16 protein-coding genes are annotated in these 19,335 nt (G+C 29.9%); 11 read left to right on the top strand and 5 right to left on the bottom strand.

All coding sequences use genetic code 11. The annotated features are described in order from the left end of the window. The first annotated feature begins 326 nt into the window (after positions 1–326). The 7 genes from FAY47_RS14600 to FAY47_RS14570 all read left to right on the top strand — a co-directional run bounded on the left by FAY47_RS14600 (position 327) and on the right by FAY47_RS14570 (position 9,874). Positions 327–2,114: a glycosyltransferase family 39 protein gene (locus FAY47_RS14600; RefSeq protein WP_143317643.1), complete on the top strand. Its 1,788-nt coding sequence runs from the start codon at positions 327–329 to the stop codon at positions 2,112–2,114. 215 nt (positions 2,115–2,329) lie between these two features. Then, positions 2,330–3,298 carry a glycosyltransferase family 2 protein gene (locus tag FAY47_RS14595; protein WP_143317642.1) on the top strand — a complete coding sequence of 323 codons (969 nt, stop codon included), beginning with the start codon at positions 2,330–2,332 and terminating at the stop codon, positions 3,296–3,298. Next, positions 3,282–3,701 carry a GtrA family protein gene (locus FAY47_RS14590; protein WP_143317641.1) on the top strand — a complete coding sequence of 140 codons (420 nt, stop codon included), beginning with the start codon at positions 3,282–3,284 and terminating at the stop codon, positions 3,699–3,701. The genes FAY47_RS14595 and FAY47_RS14590 overlap by 17 nt, the downstream gene beginning before the upstream one ends. A gap of 24 nt (positions 3,702–3,725) precedes the next feature. Continuing rightward, on the top strand, positions 3,726–5,906 hold the full coding sequence (locus FAY47_RS14585; RefSeq protein ID WP_143317640.1) for a glycosyltransferase family 39 protein: 2,181 nt from the start codon (positions 3,726–3,728) through the stop codon (positions 5,904–5,906). Between the two features lie 27 nt (positions 5,907–5,933). Next, positions 5,934–6,794 (top strand): UTP--glucose-1-phosphate uridylyltransferase GalU, encoded by an 861-nt coding sequence (gene galU, locus FAY47_RS14580; RefSeq protein ID WP_143317639.1) that lies wholly within the window; start codon positions 5,934–5,936, stop codon positions 6,792–6,794. A gap of 77 nt (positions 6,795–6,871) precedes the next feature. Next, positions 6,872–7,531 carry a DedA family protein gene (locus FAY47_RS14575; protein ID WP_143317638.1) on the top strand — a complete coding sequence of 220 codons (660 nt, stop codon included), beginning with the start codon at positions 6,872–6,874 and terminating at the stop codon, positions 7,529–7,531. A 348-nt stretch (positions 7,532–7,879) separates the two neighbouring features. Next, positions 7,880–9,874, top strand: coding sequence for a methyl-accepting chemotaxis protein (locus FAY47_RS14570; protein ID WP_143317637.1), 1,995 nt, complete (start codon positions 7,880–7,882; stop codon positions 9,872–9,874). Between the two features lie 56 nt (positions 9,875–9,930). Here the strand turns inward: FAY47_RS14570 and FAY47_RS14565 are convergent, their stop codons facing one another. The 5 genes from FAY47_RS14565 to FAY47_RS14545 form a co-directional block, all read right to left on the bottom strand. Beyond that, positions 9,931–10,110, bottom strand: coding sequence for an H-type small acid-soluble spore protein (locus FAY47_RS14565; RefSeq protein WP_143317636.1), 180 nt, complete (start codon positions 10,108–10,110; stop codon positions 9,931–9,933). A 65-nt stretch (positions 10,111–10,175) separates the two neighbouring features. Further along, positions 10,176–11,462: a glycoside hydrolase family 18 protein gene (locus tag FAY47_RS14560; protein WP_143317635.1), complete on the bottom strand. Its 1,287-nt coding sequence runs from the start codon at positions 11,460–11,462 to the stop codon at positions 10,176–10,178. A gap of 105 nt (positions 11,463–11,567) precedes the next feature. After that, positions 11,568–13,136 (bottom strand): alpha-amylase family glycosyl hydrolase, encoded by a 1,569-nt coding sequence (locus FAY47_RS14555; RefSeq protein WP_143317634.1) that lies wholly within the window; start codon positions 13,134–13,136, stop codon positions 11,568–11,570. Between the two features lie 164 nt (positions 13,137–13,300). Then, entirely contained in the window at positions 13,301–13,897 is a 597-nt protein-coding gene (locus FAY47_RS14550) for a TetR/AcrR family transcriptional regulator (protein ID WP_185966845.1), read from the bottom strand. A 248-nt stretch (positions 13,898–14,145) separates the two neighbouring features. Next, positions 14,146–14,511, bottom strand: a complete 366-nt coding sequence (locus FAY47_RS14545; RefSeq protein WP_143317632.1) for a hypothetical protein — start codon at positions 14,509–14,511, stop codon at positions 14,146–14,148. 195 nt (positions 14,512–14,706) lie between these two features. On the opposite strand from FAY47_RS14545, the gene FAY47_RS14540 reads away from it, so the two are divergent. The 4 genes from FAY47_RS14540 to FAY47_RS14525 all read left to right on the top strand — a co-directional run bounded on the left by FAY47_RS14540 (position 14,707) and on the right by FAY47_RS14525 (position 19,302). Further along, on the top strand, positions 14,707–15,693 hold the full coding sequence (locus FAY47_RS14540; protein WP_143317631.1) for a 3-oxoacyl-[acyl-carrier-protein] synthase III C-terminal domain-containing protein: 987 nt from the start codon (positions 14,707–14,709) through the stop codon (positions 15,691–15,693). 38 nt (positions 15,694–15,731) lie between these two features. Next, the gene (locus FAY47_RS14535) at positions 15,732–17,309 is read left to right on the top strand and encodes an AMP-binding protein (RefSeq protein ID WP_143317630.1); all 1,578 of its coding nucleotides are present in this window, start codon (positions 15,732–15,734) and stop codon (positions 17,307–17,309) included. Between the two features lie 196 nt (positions 17,310–17,505). Beyond that, the gene (locus FAY47_RS14530) at positions 17,506–18,207 is read left to right on the top strand and encodes an ABC transporter ATP-binding protein (protein WP_143317629.1); all 702 of its coding nucleotides are present in this window, start codon (positions 17,506–17,508) and stop codon (positions 18,205–18,207) included. Between the two features lie 15 nt (positions 18,208–18,222). Next, positions 18,223–19,302 (top strand): ABC transporter permease, encoded by a 1,080-nt coding sequence (locus FAY47_RS14525; RefSeq protein ID WP_143317628.1) that lies wholly within the window; start codon positions 18,223–18,225, stop codon positions 19,300–19,302. The last annotated feature ends 33 nt before the right edge of the window (positions 19,303–19,335 follow it).

Below are 19,335 nucleotides of genomic sequence, written 5' to 3'. Positions count from 1 at the left end.
TGATGGTACTGCATGGGAGACTGTGTGGGAGAGTAAGACGTTGCCAGGTAATTGAGAAAAGGATAGTGAAAACTATCCTTTTTTTGTTATATAAATATTTAACTATCATTGATTTGTTTAGCTTTATATTATGTTATATATTGACTATTTCTGTAATTAGATATTTGTAATTTATGTATCCTAATAGAATGTAATATAATATATAAATTTCAATCACATAAAGTTCACATAATTATTCCATAATATTGCAACAATTCATAGCTATAATGAGGTATGAATTGTAAGTGCATTATAATTAATATTTAAATAAAATGGAGGAATAGAAGATGTTTTTTAAAAAGCACATTTTGAAGATAAGCTTAGTTTTTCTACTAATATCCTCGGGAATTTTTTGTGGATATACAATATGGAATCATAGTAATAGTCAAAGTGTAATCGAAACTCAAATGGGTGAAAGAAATATGCCAAATGGTATGGAAAAATCGGATTCAAGTGATTCTAAGGAGATGGATCGAGGACAGACTCCACCATCAATGGGTGAAGGTGAAATTTCAAGTGAAGGACAAGCTCCATCTGCAATAGATGGACAAAAGCAAGGATTAAACGATTCAAGTAGTGAAGATCAAGGTCAAGAAACACCATCATTTGGACAGGATGAAGGAAATCAAATGCCAAATGGAGGAGGTGATGGAAATAAGCCACCACAAGGGCAAGATCAAGAATCAAACTCTAATGGTGGGTCAAAAATTAAAAATTTCATGCAGCAACGTTCAGGAGGTAAAAATGATAATTCTGGTTATGGTGCATCACTTGTAATATACTCAATAATATTTTTTGGCTTAGCTATAGGTGCTTATTTTATTATGAAATATAAAAAGATAAAGGTAGATCCTAAAAATCAAAAGTTAATAATTTTTACTGTTTTAGGTGTTGGGTTGTTCTTAAGGATTGCTTTAGGAGTATTAGTAGAAGGCTATACAACTGATCTTAACTTCTTTAAAACTTGGGCAACTAAAGCAGCAAATAGTTTGTCAGAATTTTATTCAGGATCTAGAGCAGCAGATTACCCACCATTTTTTATTTATATTTTATGCTTTATAGGAAAGCTTACAAGTATTTCGAGTTTAAGTGGATATAGTACATTATTAATTAAAATTCCATCAATACTAGCAGATATAGTAACAGCATATATCATTTATAAATTAGCTAAGAAATATATATCTTCAGAGATGAGTACATTGCTTGCAGTATTTTATATATTTAATCCAGCTGTATTTATTAATTCAGCATTATGGGGGCAAGTAGATTCTTTCTTTACAATGATTATAATAATTGCAGTGTATTTAATGTCAGAGAATAAAATAATATTATCTACTGTAATATTTACTGTCGGTGTACTTATGAAGCCGCAAGGGATTATATATCTTCCAATACTTTTCTTTGAAATAGTAAGGAGAAAAGATTTTAAGTTGTTATTAAAAATGGCAGCAGTAGCCATTGTTACCGCACTAATTATTATAATTCCATTTTCAATTAATCAAAGCCCATTATGGATTTTTAATTTATACTCAAATACAATATCAGAGTATCCATATGCATCTGTTAATGGATTTAACTTCTTTAGTTTAATTGGAGCTAATTATATAAAAAATAAATCAACATTGTTTATATTTAGTTATCATACTTATGGAATGTTATTTATAGTTCTTGTAACTTTATTTTCTTGGTATATCTATGCGAAAGGAAATGCTATTAAGTTTGCTCCATTAGCAGCATTAATTCAAATTGCAGGAGTATTCACTTTTTCAGTGGGAATGCATGAAAGATATTTATTCCCAGCTGCAGCTTTAGCTGTATTAGCTTATATATATCAAAAAGATAAGAGATTTTTACTTTTAGCTGTTGGATTTAGCATTACAATATTTATAAATACTTATGAAATTTTATGTGGAAATTCATTTTTGATGAATGGATTGACTTATGGACTTACACTTATAATGGCATCACTTTTAAATGTATTGTTATTTGGTTATCTTGCTAAGATAGGATGGAATTTAGTGCATAATTCATCGCAGCTAGAGGATAATGTAAAGGACACAATTAACAAAGTGTAGTTTTGAAGTTAAAAAATGAATAATTAGAGTAGTGGAAAATTGAGAATTTAGGCATGAGAAATGCTATATTCTCAATTTTTTATTATTATCACACAAAGTTCACATATTCTTTTGATATTAGTACAACAATTCATCTCTATAATTAACACCATAGAGATACAAGTTAGTTAGACGAATTTGTATAAAAATATAATCAATGAATGGAGTAATAGAAAATGAAGAAGGAAATTATTTATTCTGTTATAGTCCCTTTATTTAACGAGGAACTTGTAATTAGAGAAAGTTACAGAAGATTAAAGGAAGTTATGGAATCAACTAAAGAAGTTTATGAAATTATATTTGTAAATGACGGAAGTATAGATAAGACAGAAAAAATAGTTGAAGAAATTTGTGAACTGGATAGTAGCATTGAGCTTGTTAATTTCTCAAGAAACTTTGGACATCAGGCTGCAATAACAGCAGGAATGGATATATCAAAAGGAAAAGCTGTTATTGTAATAGATGCAGATCTTCAAGATCCACCAGAAGTTATGCTAGAGATGATTAAAAAGTGGAAAGAAGGATACGACGTAGTATACGGCAAAAGAGCTAAAAGAGAAGGCGAAACATTCTTTAAAAAATTTACAGCAAAGACTTATTATAGACTTTTAAAAAGTATGACAACAGTTGATATACCAGTTGACACTGGAGATTTTAGACTTATTGATAGAAGAGTATGTGATGCTTTAATATCTTTGCCAGAAAAAAATAGATTTGTAAGAGGACTTGTTAGCTGGCTTGGATTTAATCAAACTTCAGTAGAATTTGTAAGACAGGAAAGATTTGCAGGAGAAACAAAATACCCTTTAAAAAAAATGTTAAAACTAGCTTTTGATGGAGTAACATCATTTTCATTTAAACCGCTTATGATAGCAAACTATATTGGAGGTTTGTCGTTATTTATAGGATTTGTTTCATTTATTGGTGTAATCATAAATGATATAGTTAAGAACCTTAACATATTGAATTTAGGTTTTGTTTTATCAATTAACCTTATTATGTTTGGGTTGATATTCGTATTTATAGGAGTTATGGGACAATACATTGGCAGAATTTTTGATGAAAGTAAAAACAGACCTTTATATATAGTAGATAATATTGTAAATAAAAAGGAGGTTAACAAAGCTTATGAAATTAGAAGCTGATGATATAAAGCATTTATTTCACGGAAAACTTAAACATGTAAGCAAATTTTCACTTGTAGGAATAACTAATACTTTAATAGATTTTTTGGTATTTATAGTTTCTAATGAGTTACTTGGAGTAAATTATATTTTAAGTCAAGTACTTGGATATAGTTTTGGTGTTATTAATAGTTTTATCTTAAATAAAAAATGGACATTTGATGATCAAAGGTCCAGTAAAAAAACAGTTCATGAGCTTGTACAGTTTACTGTAGTTAATTTAGTTTCATTAATAATAACTATGGTAGCCATGAAGCTTTTAGTAACAAATTTAAATTTAAATCTGTATATTTCAAAGGTATTAGTAACATGTATAGCTCAAGTAACAAATTTTTGCGGATATAAATTATGGGTATTTAGCTAGAAGGTATAACGGGAGGAAATAATAATGGAAAAATTAAAGAATTTTAAACTAACGAAAGAAAAGATAATGCTAGGATTAATTTTAATATTATCTTGCATTTTAAATTTTACAAACTTAAGTATAGATGGATATGCTAATGAGTACTATGCTGCTGGGGTAAAGAGCATGACAACAAGTTTAAAAAACTTTTTCTTTGTAGCATTTGACCCAACAGGTTTTGTAACTATTGATAAGCCGCCTCTAGGGTTTATGATACAAGCTATTTCAGCTAAGATATTTGGATATAGTGGATGGAGTATAATTTTTCCACAAGCGCTTGCAGGAGTAATTTCAGTTGGTGTTATATATTACTTAGTTAAGAGATCATTCGGAACAGCAGCAGGTTTAATTTCAGCCTTAGCTCTTGCAGTAACACCAGTTTTTGTAGCAGTAAGCAGAAATAATACTTGTGATAATTTACTTGTTTTAGCATTATTATTAGCTTGTGTAGCTTTAACTAAAGCTGCTGAAAAAGGAAAACTATCATATCTTTTAATGAGTTTAGCTATTGTTGGTATTGGGTTTAATATAAAAATGCTTCAAGCATATATGGTAGTACCAGCTATATATTTAACATATTTAATCTCAAGAACAGTTTCAGTTAAAAAAAGAATTGTACATTTAATTTTATCAACAGTTGTTTTAGTAGTGGTATCTTTTTCTTGGGCTTTTGTTGTAGATTTAGTACCAACTTCAAGCAGACCTTATGTAGGAAGTAGTACTAATAATACTGAAATGGAACTTATTATTGGACATAATGGATTGGAAAGATTAGGACTTAGTGGATCTTCATCTGGTGGACCTAGTGGAGGTGGTGGAGAAATGCAACCTCCTGGGCAAGACGGAAGTAATAGTGAAATGATGCAAAACCAAGGTAGTAATGGTAATATGGGAGAAATTCAAATACCGCCAGATCAAGATGGAGATATGCAAACACCACCAGACGAAAGTGGAGAAAATAGTCAAATGCAAGGTGGTCCAGGAGGTCAATTTAGAGGATCACAAGGCGAAGATGGAAAAGGATCTAGAGAAGGTGGACCAGGTGGTCAAGGTGGTAGTGGACAAATGGGAGGACAGGATACACCAGCGAGCTTAACAAGACTTTTCTCAAATAATAGTTTATCTGATCAAATAATTTGGTTATTCCCAATAGCATTTATCGGATTTATAGCAGCAGCGATACAAGAAAAATTAAAGTTTCCAATAGACAATAGAAGAAAGCAAGCATTAGTATTATGGTTTGCATGGCTTTTGCCTGAATTTATATACTTCAGTTTTACGACTGGATTATTCCACCCGTATTATTTAACAATGCTTTCAGCACCAATAGCAGCATTATTTGGAATTGGAACAGTATCTATGTGGAATTTATATAAAGAAGGTGGCTGGAAATCATGGTTTTTACCAGGAGCTCTTGCAGTAAATGGAGGAGTTCAAGTACTATTACTTTCTTATTATTATAGTACAGTAAGCATTGCTAAGATACTTATGATAGCAGTTGCAGCATTAGGTTTTATATCTTCCATAGGACTTACTATTTTAAACTTAATGAAGAAAGATACTATGAAATTTAAGAAGATATTAATAACTACAGCATTAATAGGCTTATTTATTTCACCAGCAGTATGCTCTGCTACTGCTATTTTTAAAGAGATGGCAGGAAGTTTTCCATCAGCTGGATTGAGCTTAATGTCAAATAAAGGTCAAAAGGGACAGATGGGTGGAGCTTCACATGAATCAAGTGGTAGCACTTCGAAATTAATAGAATTCTTACAAAAAAATAAAACAAATGAAAAATATATCCTTGTAACTTCATCAACTAATGGTAGTGCTTCAGAGATAATTATAAAAACAGATGAATCAGTAATGGCGCTTGGTGGATTCTTTGGAACAGATAAGGTAATTACTTTAGATGAATTTAAGGAACTAGCTAAAAATGGTGAGATTAGATATGTAATGACAGGAGGCCAAGGAGGAAATTCAAGTGATATCATGAATTGGGTTCAAGAAGTTGGTACAAAGGTTGATAGTAGTGAATGGAGCGACTCAAATAAAGTCAGTAATGAATTAAAAGCTGAAGATGAGTCAAGTCAAAATAATCATAGATTTGGTGGAATGGAAGGAAGTCTTTATGATTTAAAATCCTTTACTGATAGCCAAAACTAAAATGAATAGAAGAAGGGTTCTGAGAATATGAAAATAAGAAAAGCAATAATTCCAGCGGCTGGGTTTGGTACAAGATTTTTACCAGCAACAAAGGCACAGCCTAAAGAGATGCTACCTATAGTTGATAAGCCAACAATTCAATATATAGTGGAGGAAGCTGTAGCTTCTGGAATAAAAGAGATATTAATAATAACAGGAAGAAATAAAAGAGCTATAGAAGATCATTTTGATAAATCAGTAGAACTTGAAGATGAGCTTGAAAATAATGATAAAGAGGAACTGTTAAAACTAGTGCAAAATATAAGCAATTTAGTTGATATATATTATATACGCCAAAAAGAGCCGAGGGGTCTTGGTCATGCAGTAAGCCTTGCAAAAACATTTGTTGGAGATGAAGCTTTTGCAGTAATGTTAGGAGATGACATTGTAGATAGTAATGTTCCTTGTCTTAAGCAACTAATGAGCTCATATGATCAATATAAAACAACTATATTAGGAGTACAACCAATAGATATGGCAGACGTGGTTAAATATGGTATAATAGATGGTGTTAAAATTGAAGATGATGTTTATAAGGTTAAAGATATGATAGAAAAACCTAAAAAAGAAGAAGCACCAACTAATATAGCTGTTTTGGGAAGATATATAATAACACCTAGTATATTTGATGTGCTTGAAAAAATTGAGCCTGGAAGAGGAGGAGAAATACAGTTAACTGATGCACTAAAGGAAATTGCTAAGAGAGAAGCTGTATATGCCTACTGTTTTAAAGGTAAAAGATATGATGTTGGAGATAAATTTGGATTTTTAGAAGCTAATATAGATTTTGCGTTAAAGAGAGAAGATTTAAGAGACAAGCTTACGTCGTATATTTCAAGTATTAAATAGATTATGGGGATATTCCTAAGGTTATTAGGGATGTCCTCTAATTTTTTATTAAATAATCACATGGAAGGAAGAAAAAAATGAGTTTAATTGAAAATTTTATTGACGTAGTATTACATCTTGATAAATATTTAAGTGTAATAATACAAAACTATGGAATATGGACTTATGCTCTTATATTCATAATAATATTTTGTGAAACTGGATTGGTTGTTACTCCATTTTTACCAGGAGATTCAATTTTATTTGCAACAGGAGCATTAGCGTCTATAGGAGATATGAAATTAATAACATTATTTATAGTGTTCTTTTCAGCAGCTGTAATTGGAGATACAGTAAACTACTTTATAGGGCAAAAGATTGGAGTTAAAATTTTAGAAAAAGAAAATGTAAGATTTATAAATAAAGAATATCTTAAAAAAGCTCATGTATTTTATGAAAAGCATGGTTCAATGACTATTGTAGTAGGAAGATTTATACCTATAATAAGAACTTTCGTACCTTTTATAGCTGGAATAGGGGAAATGAGTTATTCCAAATTTATTACTTATAACATATTTGGCGGATTTCTATGGGTTACTTTATTTTTAGGTGGTGGATATTTATTTGGAAATCTACCAGTAATTAAAGAACACTTTTCATATGTATTAATTGCTATTATATTTATTTCGCTTATTCCTGGAGTTATTACATTTTTTAAGGAAAAGAAGAGTGGCAGAAAAGAAGCTGTAGATGAATAAAATAAAATTATTTTTATTCATTCCACAACCTAGAACAACACTTATATTAGTATTGTTCTAGGTTATTTTAGTTTGTAGATATTTGGAGAAAAACTTATAGATATAAATAAAAGAGAAATTTAATCAATAAGATACTATTTACCCAAAAAGAAAGGTTGTGGTTTTTAATGCTAATTTCGACAAAATAAGCGTTGTGTTTTGAAGAAAAAGATAATATAATTATAAAAGTATTAAAAAGGGTTTACTTGTTGAATATTAGATATTCAACTCGAAATTGATATCAAGTATAGATTGACACTAAAGATGATTAAGTATCTTGATATACTAGTTTAAATGAAGGAGTAGATTATGAGGAGTATAAAGGGAAAATTAATAGTATTTTTGGGGGCATTAATAGGAGTTATATGTATAGGGCTAGGAGGAATTTCGTTTATTATTTCATCAAATGCATTAACGTCTAATATAGGAAAAACACTCCCTAAAATTGCAGAACAAACTGCGAGTAATATTCAAGGAAGAATTGAAGGGAGATTAAGTTACTTAGAGGCTGTTGCTGCAAGAGACGATATAGAGAATCCTAACAATTCGTGGGAGAACAAGAGAACAATTCTTTTAGATGAAGTTAAAAAAAGTGGAAGCATTAGAATGAATATTGCAGATATAAACGGAGAGGCAAAAGCTAGCGATGGAAAAACTTTTAACATTAAGGATAGAGAATACTTTCAAAAGGCTTTAAGTGGTAATAGTAATGTATCAGATCCAATTGTGACTAAGACAGATAACTCTGTATCTGTTTTGTATGCAACACCTATTAGATATAATAATCAGATTGTTGGAGTATTAGTTGAAACACGAGATGGTAATGCGTTAAGTGAATTAACTGATCAAGTTAAATTTGGACAAACAGGAACTGGGTTCATGATAAAAGAAGATGGGACAACTATAGCTAATCCAAATAGAGATTTAGTGTTACAAATGAATAATGTAATTGAGGATGCAAAAAAAGATTCTGCCTTGCAATCTTTAGCAGATATTCAAAGTAAGATGATTGCTAAAGAAACAGGAATAGGTGAATATAAATATGATGGGAAAGATAAGTATATAGGTTATGCACCAGTAGGTGGAACTGATTGGTCTGTAGGTATTGTCGTAGAAAAAGGTGAAATATTATCAGAATTAAACAGTTTGAAAGTTTCAGTTGTGTTAGCATCTACAATATTTGTAGTAATTGGAGCTGCTATTATTTATATTATTGCTAATAATATAACAAAAGGAATAAAATCAACTTCAAAACATTTAGAATTGTTAGCAGAAGGTAATCTATGTGAAGAAGTTTCTCCTAAGTATTTGAAATCAAAAGATGAAGTTGGGGATATGACTAACTCAATGAAGGTAATGCAAGAAGCATTAGGAACGATGATTAAGCGAATAAAAGAAAATTCTTCCAATATTAATGCTCAATCAGAAAATTTATCCTCTGTTTCAGAAGAGATAGCAAGTGTATCGCAAAATGTCACAGAAACAATTTCTGAGGTTGCAAAAGGAACAAATACCCAATCTGAGGATTTAATAAATATAACAGATATTCTTGATGATTTTAGTGATAAGTTGTCAGAAATGGTTAAGGAAATACATGTTGTAGATTCAAATTCTAGAGAAATAAGTTTAATGGCAAATGATAGCAGTAGTGAAATGAACGGATTAAATCAATCTGTAGTAAATGTGAGCAATTCATTTAAAGAATTTTATAGTAAAATCATGGCACTTGGAAAAGATATAAATGAAATAAATGAAATAACAAGTTTAATAAATAGTATTGCAGAGCAGACAAATTTATTAGCACTAAATGCAGCCATTGAAGCAGCTAGAGCAGGAGAAGCAGGAAAAGGGTTTTCAGTAGTTGCAGAGGAAATAAGAAAACTTGCTGAACAATCAAAAACGTCATCAGAGAACATTAGTAAATTGATTAATGCAATATCTAATAATACTGACACTATAGTTAAAGAATCAATTACAATGGATGATGAAATAATGAATCAAGCTAAAACTATAGACAATTCAATAATATCTTTCAAGAAGATAATACAAGCAGTAGATGAAGTAATTCCTAAGATTGAAACAGTTAAAGGTTCGGCTGAAAATATAGAAAATGATAAAAAGGCTATTTTGAATAGAATAGATGCATTATCTTCAGTTTCACTAGAAGTTTCAGCATCAGCAGAAGAAATTTCAGCATCAGCAGAAGAAATGAATGCTTCAACAGAAGAAGTTGCTGCTTCAGCACAAATACTTAATAATATGACTAATGAAATGATAGAGGAAGTAAATAAATTTAAAGTTTAACGTAAAGAGTTTAAATAAGAAACTAGAGTCTAAATTGGATTCTAGTTTCTTACTATTTATTGTTCTATTAGAGAGTTTAAAGATACCTCTTGTTTGTTTGTAGGTTGGCCAAGTTGATGGATACAAGCAGTTTCCTTATTGTCATCGACACTTTCAATATAAACTTGTGCTCCATTATATGTTACATTAGCCATTGTTGTTGAGGAAGCAATTGTTTTTGCACGTTCTTTATTCATAATTAAATTCTCCTTTTATAATTTTAGTAACAGATATAGTTTTTCCGTAGAATTTATAAAATATTCTAGCGTTTGACTACATCAAAGTTTTCTTCTATAAGGAGCCAATTTTGAGGAAACGAAAGACCTAGTTTCCAATAACTGATACCTCGTAAACCTAGTTCTTTTACAAGATTAAATTTGGCTTGGATTGAACGTGCATCTTCAAACCATACAATATGATTACTACCAGTTGTATCTCTGTAATTAAAATAAGGAGCCTCAGCAGTATAATCGTAATTAATTGGTACATTATTTTCTGAGGCAATTCGTATAGCACGTTGAGGGCTGAGAGATCTTGCATATCTTTTCTTCGGTACGTAAGGAAGTGTCCAATCGTATCCATAAAGGTTTTGTCCCATCATAATTTTAGAAGCTGGCATTTCTGTTAAGGCATATTTAATTACTTGTCTTACTGGACCTATTGGGGACACAGGCATTGGTGGACCAGCACTGTAGCCCCACTCATAAGTCATTAATACAACAAAATCAGCAATTTTACCATGGGCTTTGTAATCATGGGCTTCGTATAATGTACCTTTTTGGGTGGCACTTAGTTTAGGTGCTAATGCTGTGGAGAGAAGTAAGCCTTCATTGGATATCCTATCTTTTGTTTTTATCAAAAAGTTGGTATAATTATCTTTCAATTCCGGAGGTAAATACTCCATATCAAAATGAATATCACTAAAGTTATATTTTCTAGCTACTTGAAGGATGTTGTCAATTATAGCATCTTGCACTTTTTCATCGGTTAAAATAACTCTTCCAAGGGAGGTGCTAAAAGTTCCTTTCTCAATATTAGTGAGGACCATCATCAAGGTTGCATTGTTGCTACTAGCAATAGAAGTAAGATCATCTAATATAGGAGGTTCAAATGATCCATCCCTTTTAATTTCAAAACTAAATGGTGCAATATATGTTAAAAAAGGTGCAGCTTCTCCATCTGTTTTTTCTAATTCAGCTGGAATACTCCCACCAGCAAGTTGAGCGTATGCATTTATTTCAGTTCTTGTTTTAGGCATTTCAGGAATATATAATCTTAATCCAATTGGCAAAGGTTGAATTAGCGAAATTCTATTAATTTCAGCAAGTTTTCTGTAATTTATTCCAAATTTACTTCCTATTTTGTACAAGCTATCCCCAGGTTCAACCCAGTAATAGCTCCCTATTATAGGAATTACCAATGCTTGACCTACTACCAATTTATTAGGGTTTTGAATTTCGTTAGTTTTTGTAATTGCTGATACTGTAGAATTATAGGTTGTAGCTATCTGGAAAATTGATTCTCCTGGTTGAACTATATGAGTTTGCATAATATCTCCTTAAATTTTAAAAATTACCTATATTATTATATGGAAATAAAAAATATTTGTACTAATCGTGAAATTTACTTTTTAATTATGAGATAGTTTGTAAAATTAATTAATAGGCACGTGCCAATCTTTGGCGTTATTATTATCCCAATTACTACCGTCGGTAAAACAAAAATCCAATCTAGTTGCAGCTTCTAATGGTACAGTTATAGTAGCTATCCATATATTTTTATAAATAGAGGTCATAGGAGTACTAGTAACCTTGTTAAAACCATCGTATCCCCAATGTAGATTCATATTAGAAGAATTACTTAGTTTTCCATAAAAGGCGTTATAAGTTATTATTAAGTTTCCACCTACAGTTGGAATAGAAGGAATCAAGGAAACTATATCTTTGTTAAGTTGTTCGCTAGATAAAATTATAATTGAGTTTTTAGGTATATTTCCATTAATTACATTACTTGAAACTGTTAATGTGCAATTGTCACTGCCTTGATTTTTGTAACATCCATTTCTCAAATTAGTTGGGGAGTTAATATAGGTGCTTGAACCAGCATTTATAATTACAGTGCCAGAAGATCCACGATCAATAATCATAGTTGAATTATTATTTGTCCATCTTAGATATTCATTTTCTTTTAGCATAGAGTTATGAAAATGGTTAATTGCAGCTATATCAGGATCTTTCCACAATGGATCGCCTTCAGTACCTATTGAACTAGTAGGCCTACTGAAAAATAGAGGAGTAGAACCTGCACGAGATGCAATAATAGCCCATCCTAATTTTATTTGAGTATTTGTTAAATCTCTACTTGTGCCATCTTCATAGGTGTCATGAGTTTCAACAAAGGTAACAGCTTTATCAGCAGGGATTTTCATTGAATCTGGGTTAATTAGACTTAAATTGTTAGAGCGAAGAGCATCTCTTAATGTATATCCATAAGAAGTGGCAGTGATATCCATAAAGGATTCATAGGCAGAAGTATTATCTGCTAGACTGCTTTGAAGTATTTCACCGTATATAAATAGATTTGATTTGTTTTTTAAGTTATTTAGAACATTGTTCCAATAGTTCCCAGACCAGGGCTGGTTGTAATCAAGACCTAGATTAGTTTCAATGTGTTTTGCAGCATCAAAACGAAATCCATCTGCACCAGCATCTATACACTGATTTAAGAATGAGATAGCTTTGTTTTGGACTTCAGGATTTTGAGTATTTAAATCTGGCATACCAATACCTTTTTGAGTTATATCATGTCTATTATTCCAATCAGTACATTGTCCATCTTTATGATAGTAATTAGGATTTTTAAAATTAGGATCAAGGTCAGATGATAATGAGTCGCCTGTTCCTGCCATATGGTTCATAACTACATCAACTATAATAGAAATTCCATATTTAGAGGCTTCGGAGCAAAGTGATATAAAATTATCATAACTTCCAAGTTGAGTATTACCTATTGATTCGTTAGTTGGTTGGTATAATAGCCACCATTTAGAGGGATCAGTGCTTGGTTCTTTAGTTCCTTGAATTGGTGAAACCTGAACAGATTTATATCCTGACTTAGAAATACCTTCTAATTCATTTTTTATGGTGGTAAAAGACCAATTAAATGCATGGAGAATAGGCATGTTTTCAGAACTAGATATTGAGCTAGTGTTTTCATTTTGCATTTATACTCACACTCCTTAATATTTATGGTTTTTGGAAAAAGTTTTGATAGGCCATAATGATACATATATTTATATTAAAATATATGTAAAGCAGAAGTGAAAATATGTCAAGGATATAGAAATTAAAGTTGTATATTTAAGATAATTATAGTATTTTTTAAACATTACGTAATAATATCTTTAAATACTCCATTATATAAGGTAAATATAATATTACTTACAAGTTGTGCTAACTCTTCAGGTGTTTCTTTCATTCCACTTTTTATCCATTTCTGAATGATACCAAGTTGAGCAGAGGAAGCAAAAGGAGCTATATATTTGATAGGCATTTTTTCAGCATCATGACTTATTGATAAATTTTGAATTAAAGAGTTTTCTATAAAGGTTCTAATTTTCATTTGAAAATTTAAATCTCCATTAGGACCTAATATAACTTTCATAAAATCAGAATTTTTTTCCACATATGTGTATACAGAGGTAAAGATATGGATTAGCACTTCTTTTTTTGATGGTAGTATAAAGTCATAATGAAGTTCTTTCAATACATTATTTAAGATATTATTTAATTCTTCTAAAACTTCGTTTTCTTTTTGTTCTAGCAGATCATATTTATCTTTGAAATGAAGATAAAATGTACCTCTATTTATATCTAGTTCATCAGTTAAATCTTTAACCGTTATTTTCTCAAAATCCTTTTTCGAAATTAGCTTTACTAAGGCATTTTTAAGTAAGTTTTTAGTTTTGTCACTTTTTCCATTCATGTACATGTCTCCTAAATTATATTAATTATAATGATACTACTAATATGTATGACTTCATTATAATGGTAAAACCAATATACAATCAATAAAAAGAAATTAAGATAAAGAGCAGAAAAGTTTGAAAAATAAAAAAGGCTTGTCCTATAAAGTATAGATATTGTTTTAAATAATACCTATTTGAAGAAGGAAGCCTTTTATATGTAAAATGTATTAAATACATTAATACACTTTTAAATTATATTCTATAATTATTTAATTTCGTTTATAGAATCTACAAATTCAAAATGATCTTCTATGTTTGCTGCTTTTAGAACTCTCTTTATTTGCATTTTTGTAACTATTTGTTCAGGGTTTACAACAAAAATTTTTTTGAAGTCAGTATAGTCTTTGTATATATTGATAAGATCATCTTCTGCGTCTCTAGGAAAAGCTTTAAGAGTCCCTCCAATAAGAATTAAAATAGTGTTTTTTACATCAACAGAATTTTTTAAAGATTTATAATCCTTCATAAAGTTTTCAATCATTTCTGGCTTTGCAAATCCTTCAAAACTAATTATTACTTTTTTTTCTCCATCTTTCCTTTCAATAGAATAACCTAAATTATTTGATGTCATAATAAAATATCCTCCTCATTAATACAATTTATTACATTATAACATATTTATTCAATAAATGGTATTATATTATCTAATGAATGACATTTCTTTTTAAGTGTGATATATTGGTATTAAAGTATAAAAATGTATGGGAGGTGAAAATTATCCAAATATTTTGTGAAATATACAGATTATATTTGAGATAAGAAAAAAATGAATAATATACAAATAAGAAATATTGAAATTTATCATGGATCTAAAATTGTTGGTAATGAATACTACTTTGAACATTTCAAAAAGCTTGGAAAGGATATAAAACATTTTATTGAAGATATTATGGGGAGGAAGAACAGATATTTGTTAGATTCGTCAAAGGAAAATAGTTTAACTATGGCGATAGAAGCTTCAAAAAGGGTATTAAGAGCATCAGATTTAAATGGAGAAGATATTGATATGATTGTATTTTCTAGTGTATTACCTGAGTATGTAAGTCCACCATCTTCATTTATTCTCCACAATGCAATTAGTGGAAAAGAGAATTGTTTATGTCATGACATGAATGTAAATTGTATTGGTATGACTTATGCTTTAAATTTAATTAATGGATATATGAAAGCAGATTCAGATATTAATACAGTTTTATTAGTTGGCTCAGATTTTCTTACCCCACAGGTTGATCCAGATAATGAATTATGTTATGGAGAATATGGCGATGCAGCTTGTGCAATTGTATTAGAAAGAACATCTCGTGATTGTGGTGTAATTGATTGTAAGGTATCTACTCAAACTATTGCTGTAGATGAAATTAGATTTCCAAGATGCGGTTTTTCTAATATGTATGATGCTGAAAAGAAAGATTTATATGCTAAATGGGACTCATATCAGATTCATTGGTTTGATAGTGTAATAAATAATATGAATTCTATTTTAAAAGAAAATAACCTATCGGTTGAAGATATTTCCATGTTTTGTTTCTCACAATTTTCATATAGCAATATCGTTAAAATAAGGGAAACTATGAATATAGGTGAAAGCAGAAGCCTTTACATAGGTGATACTTATGGATATACTGGTACATCAAGTCCGTTTATTGTTCTTTATGAATCAATAAAAAATAATAAAGTTAAACCAGGTGATTATGTAATGTTTTGGACTATTGCTTCAGGTACAAGCCATATGGCTTTGTTGTTTAAATATTAATATATATAAATAAATTTTGGATTAGAGGTGCATTACTCATGATATTAATTAATGAAACTATAGGATCATATATGGATAACATTTTTGAAAAATTTAAGGAGGAAGAAGCCTTAGTATATGTGGAGGATAATAGACGATATACATATAAAAGTCTAAGAGAAGAGGTAGATATCATAGCTAAGAGTTTAATATCTATCGGAATAAAAAAAGGGGATCACGTTGCGCTATTATCATGTAATTCACCTGAGTGGATTATAGTGTTTTTAGCTACATTAAAAATAGGAGCTGTATTAGTTTGCTTAAACTACTCTTCAACAGAAGCAGAAATAGATTATATGTTAAAGCAATCTGATTCAACTATATTAATTGTAAGTGATAAAGATATGATTGAAAAAGTTGATTTGGAGAAGTTTGATTATCTTAAAGTTACTGTGAAAATGAAAACTCTATTCAGTTTAGGGATTATAATGTCTCAAATGAAGAGGGTGTTAAATGAAGAGCTAGAGAATGTTTCAAAGAATGTTTCGCCAAGTGATATCGCAACAATTATTTATACATCAGGAACTACAGGGACTCCTAAAGGTGCTGTTTTTAGTCATTGTGCTGTTTTAAATGGGGTTCTTTCATTTATAAAAAATTTTGGTTATACTTCAAAGGATAAAATTTTAGTTACACTGCCATTACATCATATAATGGGTGGACTTTATACAGCATTTCTTGGACTTCTTGCTGGAAGTACTGTAATACTAATGAAAAAATTTAAAACTTACATTGCACTTCAGACAATTGAAAGTGAAAAATGTACTGGATTTCATGGCGTTCCAACTATGTATGAATATTTATTAAACAAATGTGAAGCGTATGATTTGTCTAGTTTGAGGGTGGGAATGATCGCTGGGGCAGTTTCTTCAGAGAACTTTATCAAAGATATTATGAAAGGTCTTAAAATCAATGAAATAAGCAACGATTTTGGACAAACTGAAACATTAGGAGTTACACAAACTATAATTAAGGATAAAGATGATCCGAAGATAAATACTGTAGGGAAGCCAGTTAAGCATGTACTTTTAAAAGTATGTGATTTGAAAACAGGGGATATACTATCACCAAATGTTGAAGGTGAGATATATGTAAAAAGTCCATATTGCATGATAGGATATTATAACAATTCAAAAGCTACAGAGAGCACAGTAATTGGAGGTTGGGTTCATACTGGTGATATTGGATATATTGATGGAGATGGATATCTGTATATTAAGGGACGATTAAAAGATGTAATAATTAGAGGGGGAGAAAATATATCACCAACGGATATTGAAATTCACTTAAATGATCATCCTGAAATTGAAAATGCAGTAGTAGTTGGAGTTCCAGATGAAGTATTAGGAGAAGAGATATTTGCTTTTATTAAGGCTAAAAAATTATTTAAGTTAACTGAGAAAGATATATTTGATCATTTATTAGGCAAAATATCTAGATATAAATTTCCAAAGTATATTGAATTTATAGATGAGTTCCCATTAACATCAACGGGTAAAATTAAACGAAGTTCCCTAAGGGAAATTGCAATTGATAAAATTAAGCTTCTAGAATTAAATGAGGTTGCCATAAGTTGAATTAGAAAGAATAGTTTGAAATAATTAATTGATTTCAAACTATTTTTTTTATGATAATACTTTTTTAGACATATTACTGTTATGTGTTTATAAATGAACAGATAGTATTTAGATGATTATTGCTAATATAGCCTTATTTAATATAATGAAGTTAGCATAAGAAAATCAAATATAAAACGTTCATAAGGAGGAAAAGATGGAGGTTGCAAAGGTTTCAAATGTAGTTAAGAAGTATTCTTATATAAGAATTTTGAATGGGATAAACTTAAGTGTGAAAGAAGGAGAAATAATAGGGTTAATTGGTCCATCAGGTTCAGGGAAAACTACTTTAGTTAAATCAATAATGGGCATGGAAAAAATACAAAATGGAGAAATTAAAGTGTTTAATGAAAAAATTCCTAGTATTGATGTGCTTAATAAAATTGGATATATGGCCCAATCAGATGCTTTATATGAAGAATTAACAGGAAAAGAAAACTTGGAGTTCTTCGGAAGGTTGTTCAGGCTATCTAAGGGAGAAATAGAAGAAAGGATAGAATATGTATCCAAGCTTGTTGATCTTGAAGATAACCTAAAGAAGAGGGTAGGAAATTATTCAGGTGGGATGAAGAGAAGATTATCTTTAGCAGCTTCACTAATACAAGATCCTAAGTTTCTTATATTAGATGAGCCAACGGTTGGCATTGATCCAAAGCTAAGATTTAGTATATGGAAAGAATTAAAGGAGTTGAAGGATAGGGGGAAAACAATAATGATAACAACTCACGTTATAGATGAGGCAGAAAAATGCGATAGATTAGCTTTAATGAGGGAAGGAAAAATAATGTCTACTGGTAGTGTAAAAGAGTTAAAAGAAAAATATAAAGTAAATACTGTTGAAGAGATTTTTATTTTATAGTAGAGGAGACACAAAATGATAGTTATAGCATTAGTTAAAAGAATATTAATTCAAATCATAAGAGATAAAAGAACATTAGCACTTATGATTTTAGCTCCATTAATACTTTTGTCATTAGTAAACTTTCTATTTACTTCTAATGAAACATCAAGGTTAAAGGTAGGAGTATATAACACCAGTGATGATTTTAATAAAGAATTGGAAACTAATGATATTGAGGTAATAAAATATGAGGATAATAAAAATCTAAAAATGAAGATAATTCAGGAAGGCTTAAAGGCTTTTGTTAGTAAAGAAAATGAAAATTTGAATATAACTTATGAGAATAGTAATCCTACTGATAGTACTCAAATTAGGGCAAAGGTGCAAGGAGTTTTAGGGAAAATTCAAGTAACAGCCTTAAAGGAAATGGCTGGAAAAGCAAATAAGAATATTGGAAGAGTTCAACAGAATATTTTAATTGAAGATAGATATATTTATGGAGACGAACACTTATCTTTTTTTGATACTATCAGTCCTATATTAATAGGGTTCTTTGTATTTTTCTTTGTGTTTTTAATTTCAGGAATATCACTTCTAAAAGAAAGAACTTCAAAGACCTTAGAGAAAATATTAGCAACTTCCATTAAAAGAAGGGAAATAGTATTTGGCTATCTTTTGGGATATGGAGTATTTGCAGTAATACAAACGGTAGTGGTGGTCTTATTTTCAATTTATATACTTAATATAAGGATGGAAGGAAATGTTTTATTGCTACTTTTAACGAATATTATTATAGCTTTTGTAGCGTTATCATTAGGTATACTACTATCTACTTTTGCTAATTCAGAGTTTCAAATGATGCAATTTATACCACTTATAGTAGTGCCTCAAATATTTTTTACAGGTTTAATACCTATTGAAAATATGGCTAGTTGGCTTCAGAAAATTGCTCATGCTATGCCTTTATATTATGGTGCGCAAGCACTTAAAGGAATAATGATCAAGTCGTATAATTTTGTAGACATACAATTTTATCTTTTAATTTTGTTTTTATTTGCAGTAGTATTTTGCGTATTAAATATTTTGGGATTAAAAAGATATAGAAAGATATAGTTCAGAGAAAGTAGTATAATTTTATTGTAATAA

This window comes from Clostridium sp. HBUAS56017 (genome assembly GCF_007115085.1).
GTDB classification, from domain to species: Bacteria; Bacillota; Clostridia; order Clostridiales; family Clostridiaceae; genus Clostridium; species Clostridium cibarium.
This window is presented reverse-complemented; position numbering and strand designations above follow the sequence as displayed.

Bases quoted from the DNA above. Each gene is read 5' to 3' on its own strand.
- FAY47_RS14600 (WP_143317643.1), top strand. From the start codon at position 327: ATGTTTTTTAAAAAGCACATTTTGAAGATAAGCTTAGTTTTTCTACTA.
- FAY47_RS14595 (WP_143317642.1), top strand. From the start codon at position 2,330: ATGAAGAAGGAAATTATTTATTCTGTTATAGTCCCTTTATTTAACGAG.
- FAY47_RS14590 (WP_143317641.1), top strand. From the start codon at position 3,282: ATGAAATTAGAAGCTGATGATATAAAGCATTTATTTCACGGAAAACTT.
- FAY47_RS14585 (WP_143317640.1), top strand. From the start codon at position 3,726: ATGGAAAAATTAAAGAATTTTAAACTAACGAAAGAAAAGATAATGCTA.
- galU (WP_143317639.1), top strand. From the start codon at position 5,934: ATGAAAATAAGAAAAGCAATAATTCCAGCGGCTGGGTTTGGTACAAGA.
- FAY47_RS14575 (WP_143317638.1), top strand. From the start codon at position 6,872: ATGAGTTTAATTGAAAATTTTATTGACGTAGTATTACATCTTGATAAA.
- FAY47_RS14570 (WP_143317637.1), top strand. From the start codon at position 7,880: ATGAGGAGTATAAAGGGAAAATTAATAGTATTTTTGGGGGCATTAATA.
- FAY47_RS14565 (WP_143317636.1), bottom strand. From the start codon at position 10,110: ATGAATAAAGAACGTGCAAAAACAATTGCTTCCTCAACAACAATGGCT.
- FAY47_RS14560 (WP_143317635.1), bottom strand. From the start codon at position 11,462: ATGCAAACTCATATAGTTCAACCAGGAGAATCAATTTTCCAGATAGCT.
- FAY47_RS14555 (WP_143317634.1), bottom strand. From the start codon at position 13,136: ATGCAAAATGAAAACACTAGCTCAATATCTAGTTCTGAAAACATGCCT.
- FAY47_RS14550 (WP_185966845.1), bottom strand. From the start codon at position 13,897: ATGAATGGAAAAAGTGACAAAACTAAAAACTTACTTAAAAATGCCTTA.
- FAY47_RS14545 (WP_143317632.1), bottom strand. From the start codon at position 14,511: ATGACATCAAATAATTTAGGTTATTCTATTGAAAGGAAAGATGGAGAA.
- FAY47_RS14540 (WP_143317631.1), top strand. From the start codon at position 14,707: ATGAATAATATACAAATAAGAAATATTGAAATTTATCATGGATCTAAA.
- FAY47_RS14535 (WP_143317630.1), top strand. From the start codon at position 15,732: ATGATATTAATTAATGAAACTATAGGATCATATATGGATAACATTTTT.
- FAY47_RS14530 (WP_143317629.1), top strand. From the start codon at position 17,506: ATGGAGGTTGCAAAGGTTTCAAATGTAGTTAAGAAGTATTCTTATATA.
- FAY47_RS14525 (WP_143317628.1), top strand. From the start codon at position 18,223: ATGATAGTTATAGCATTAGTTAAAAGAATATTAATTCAAATCATAAGA.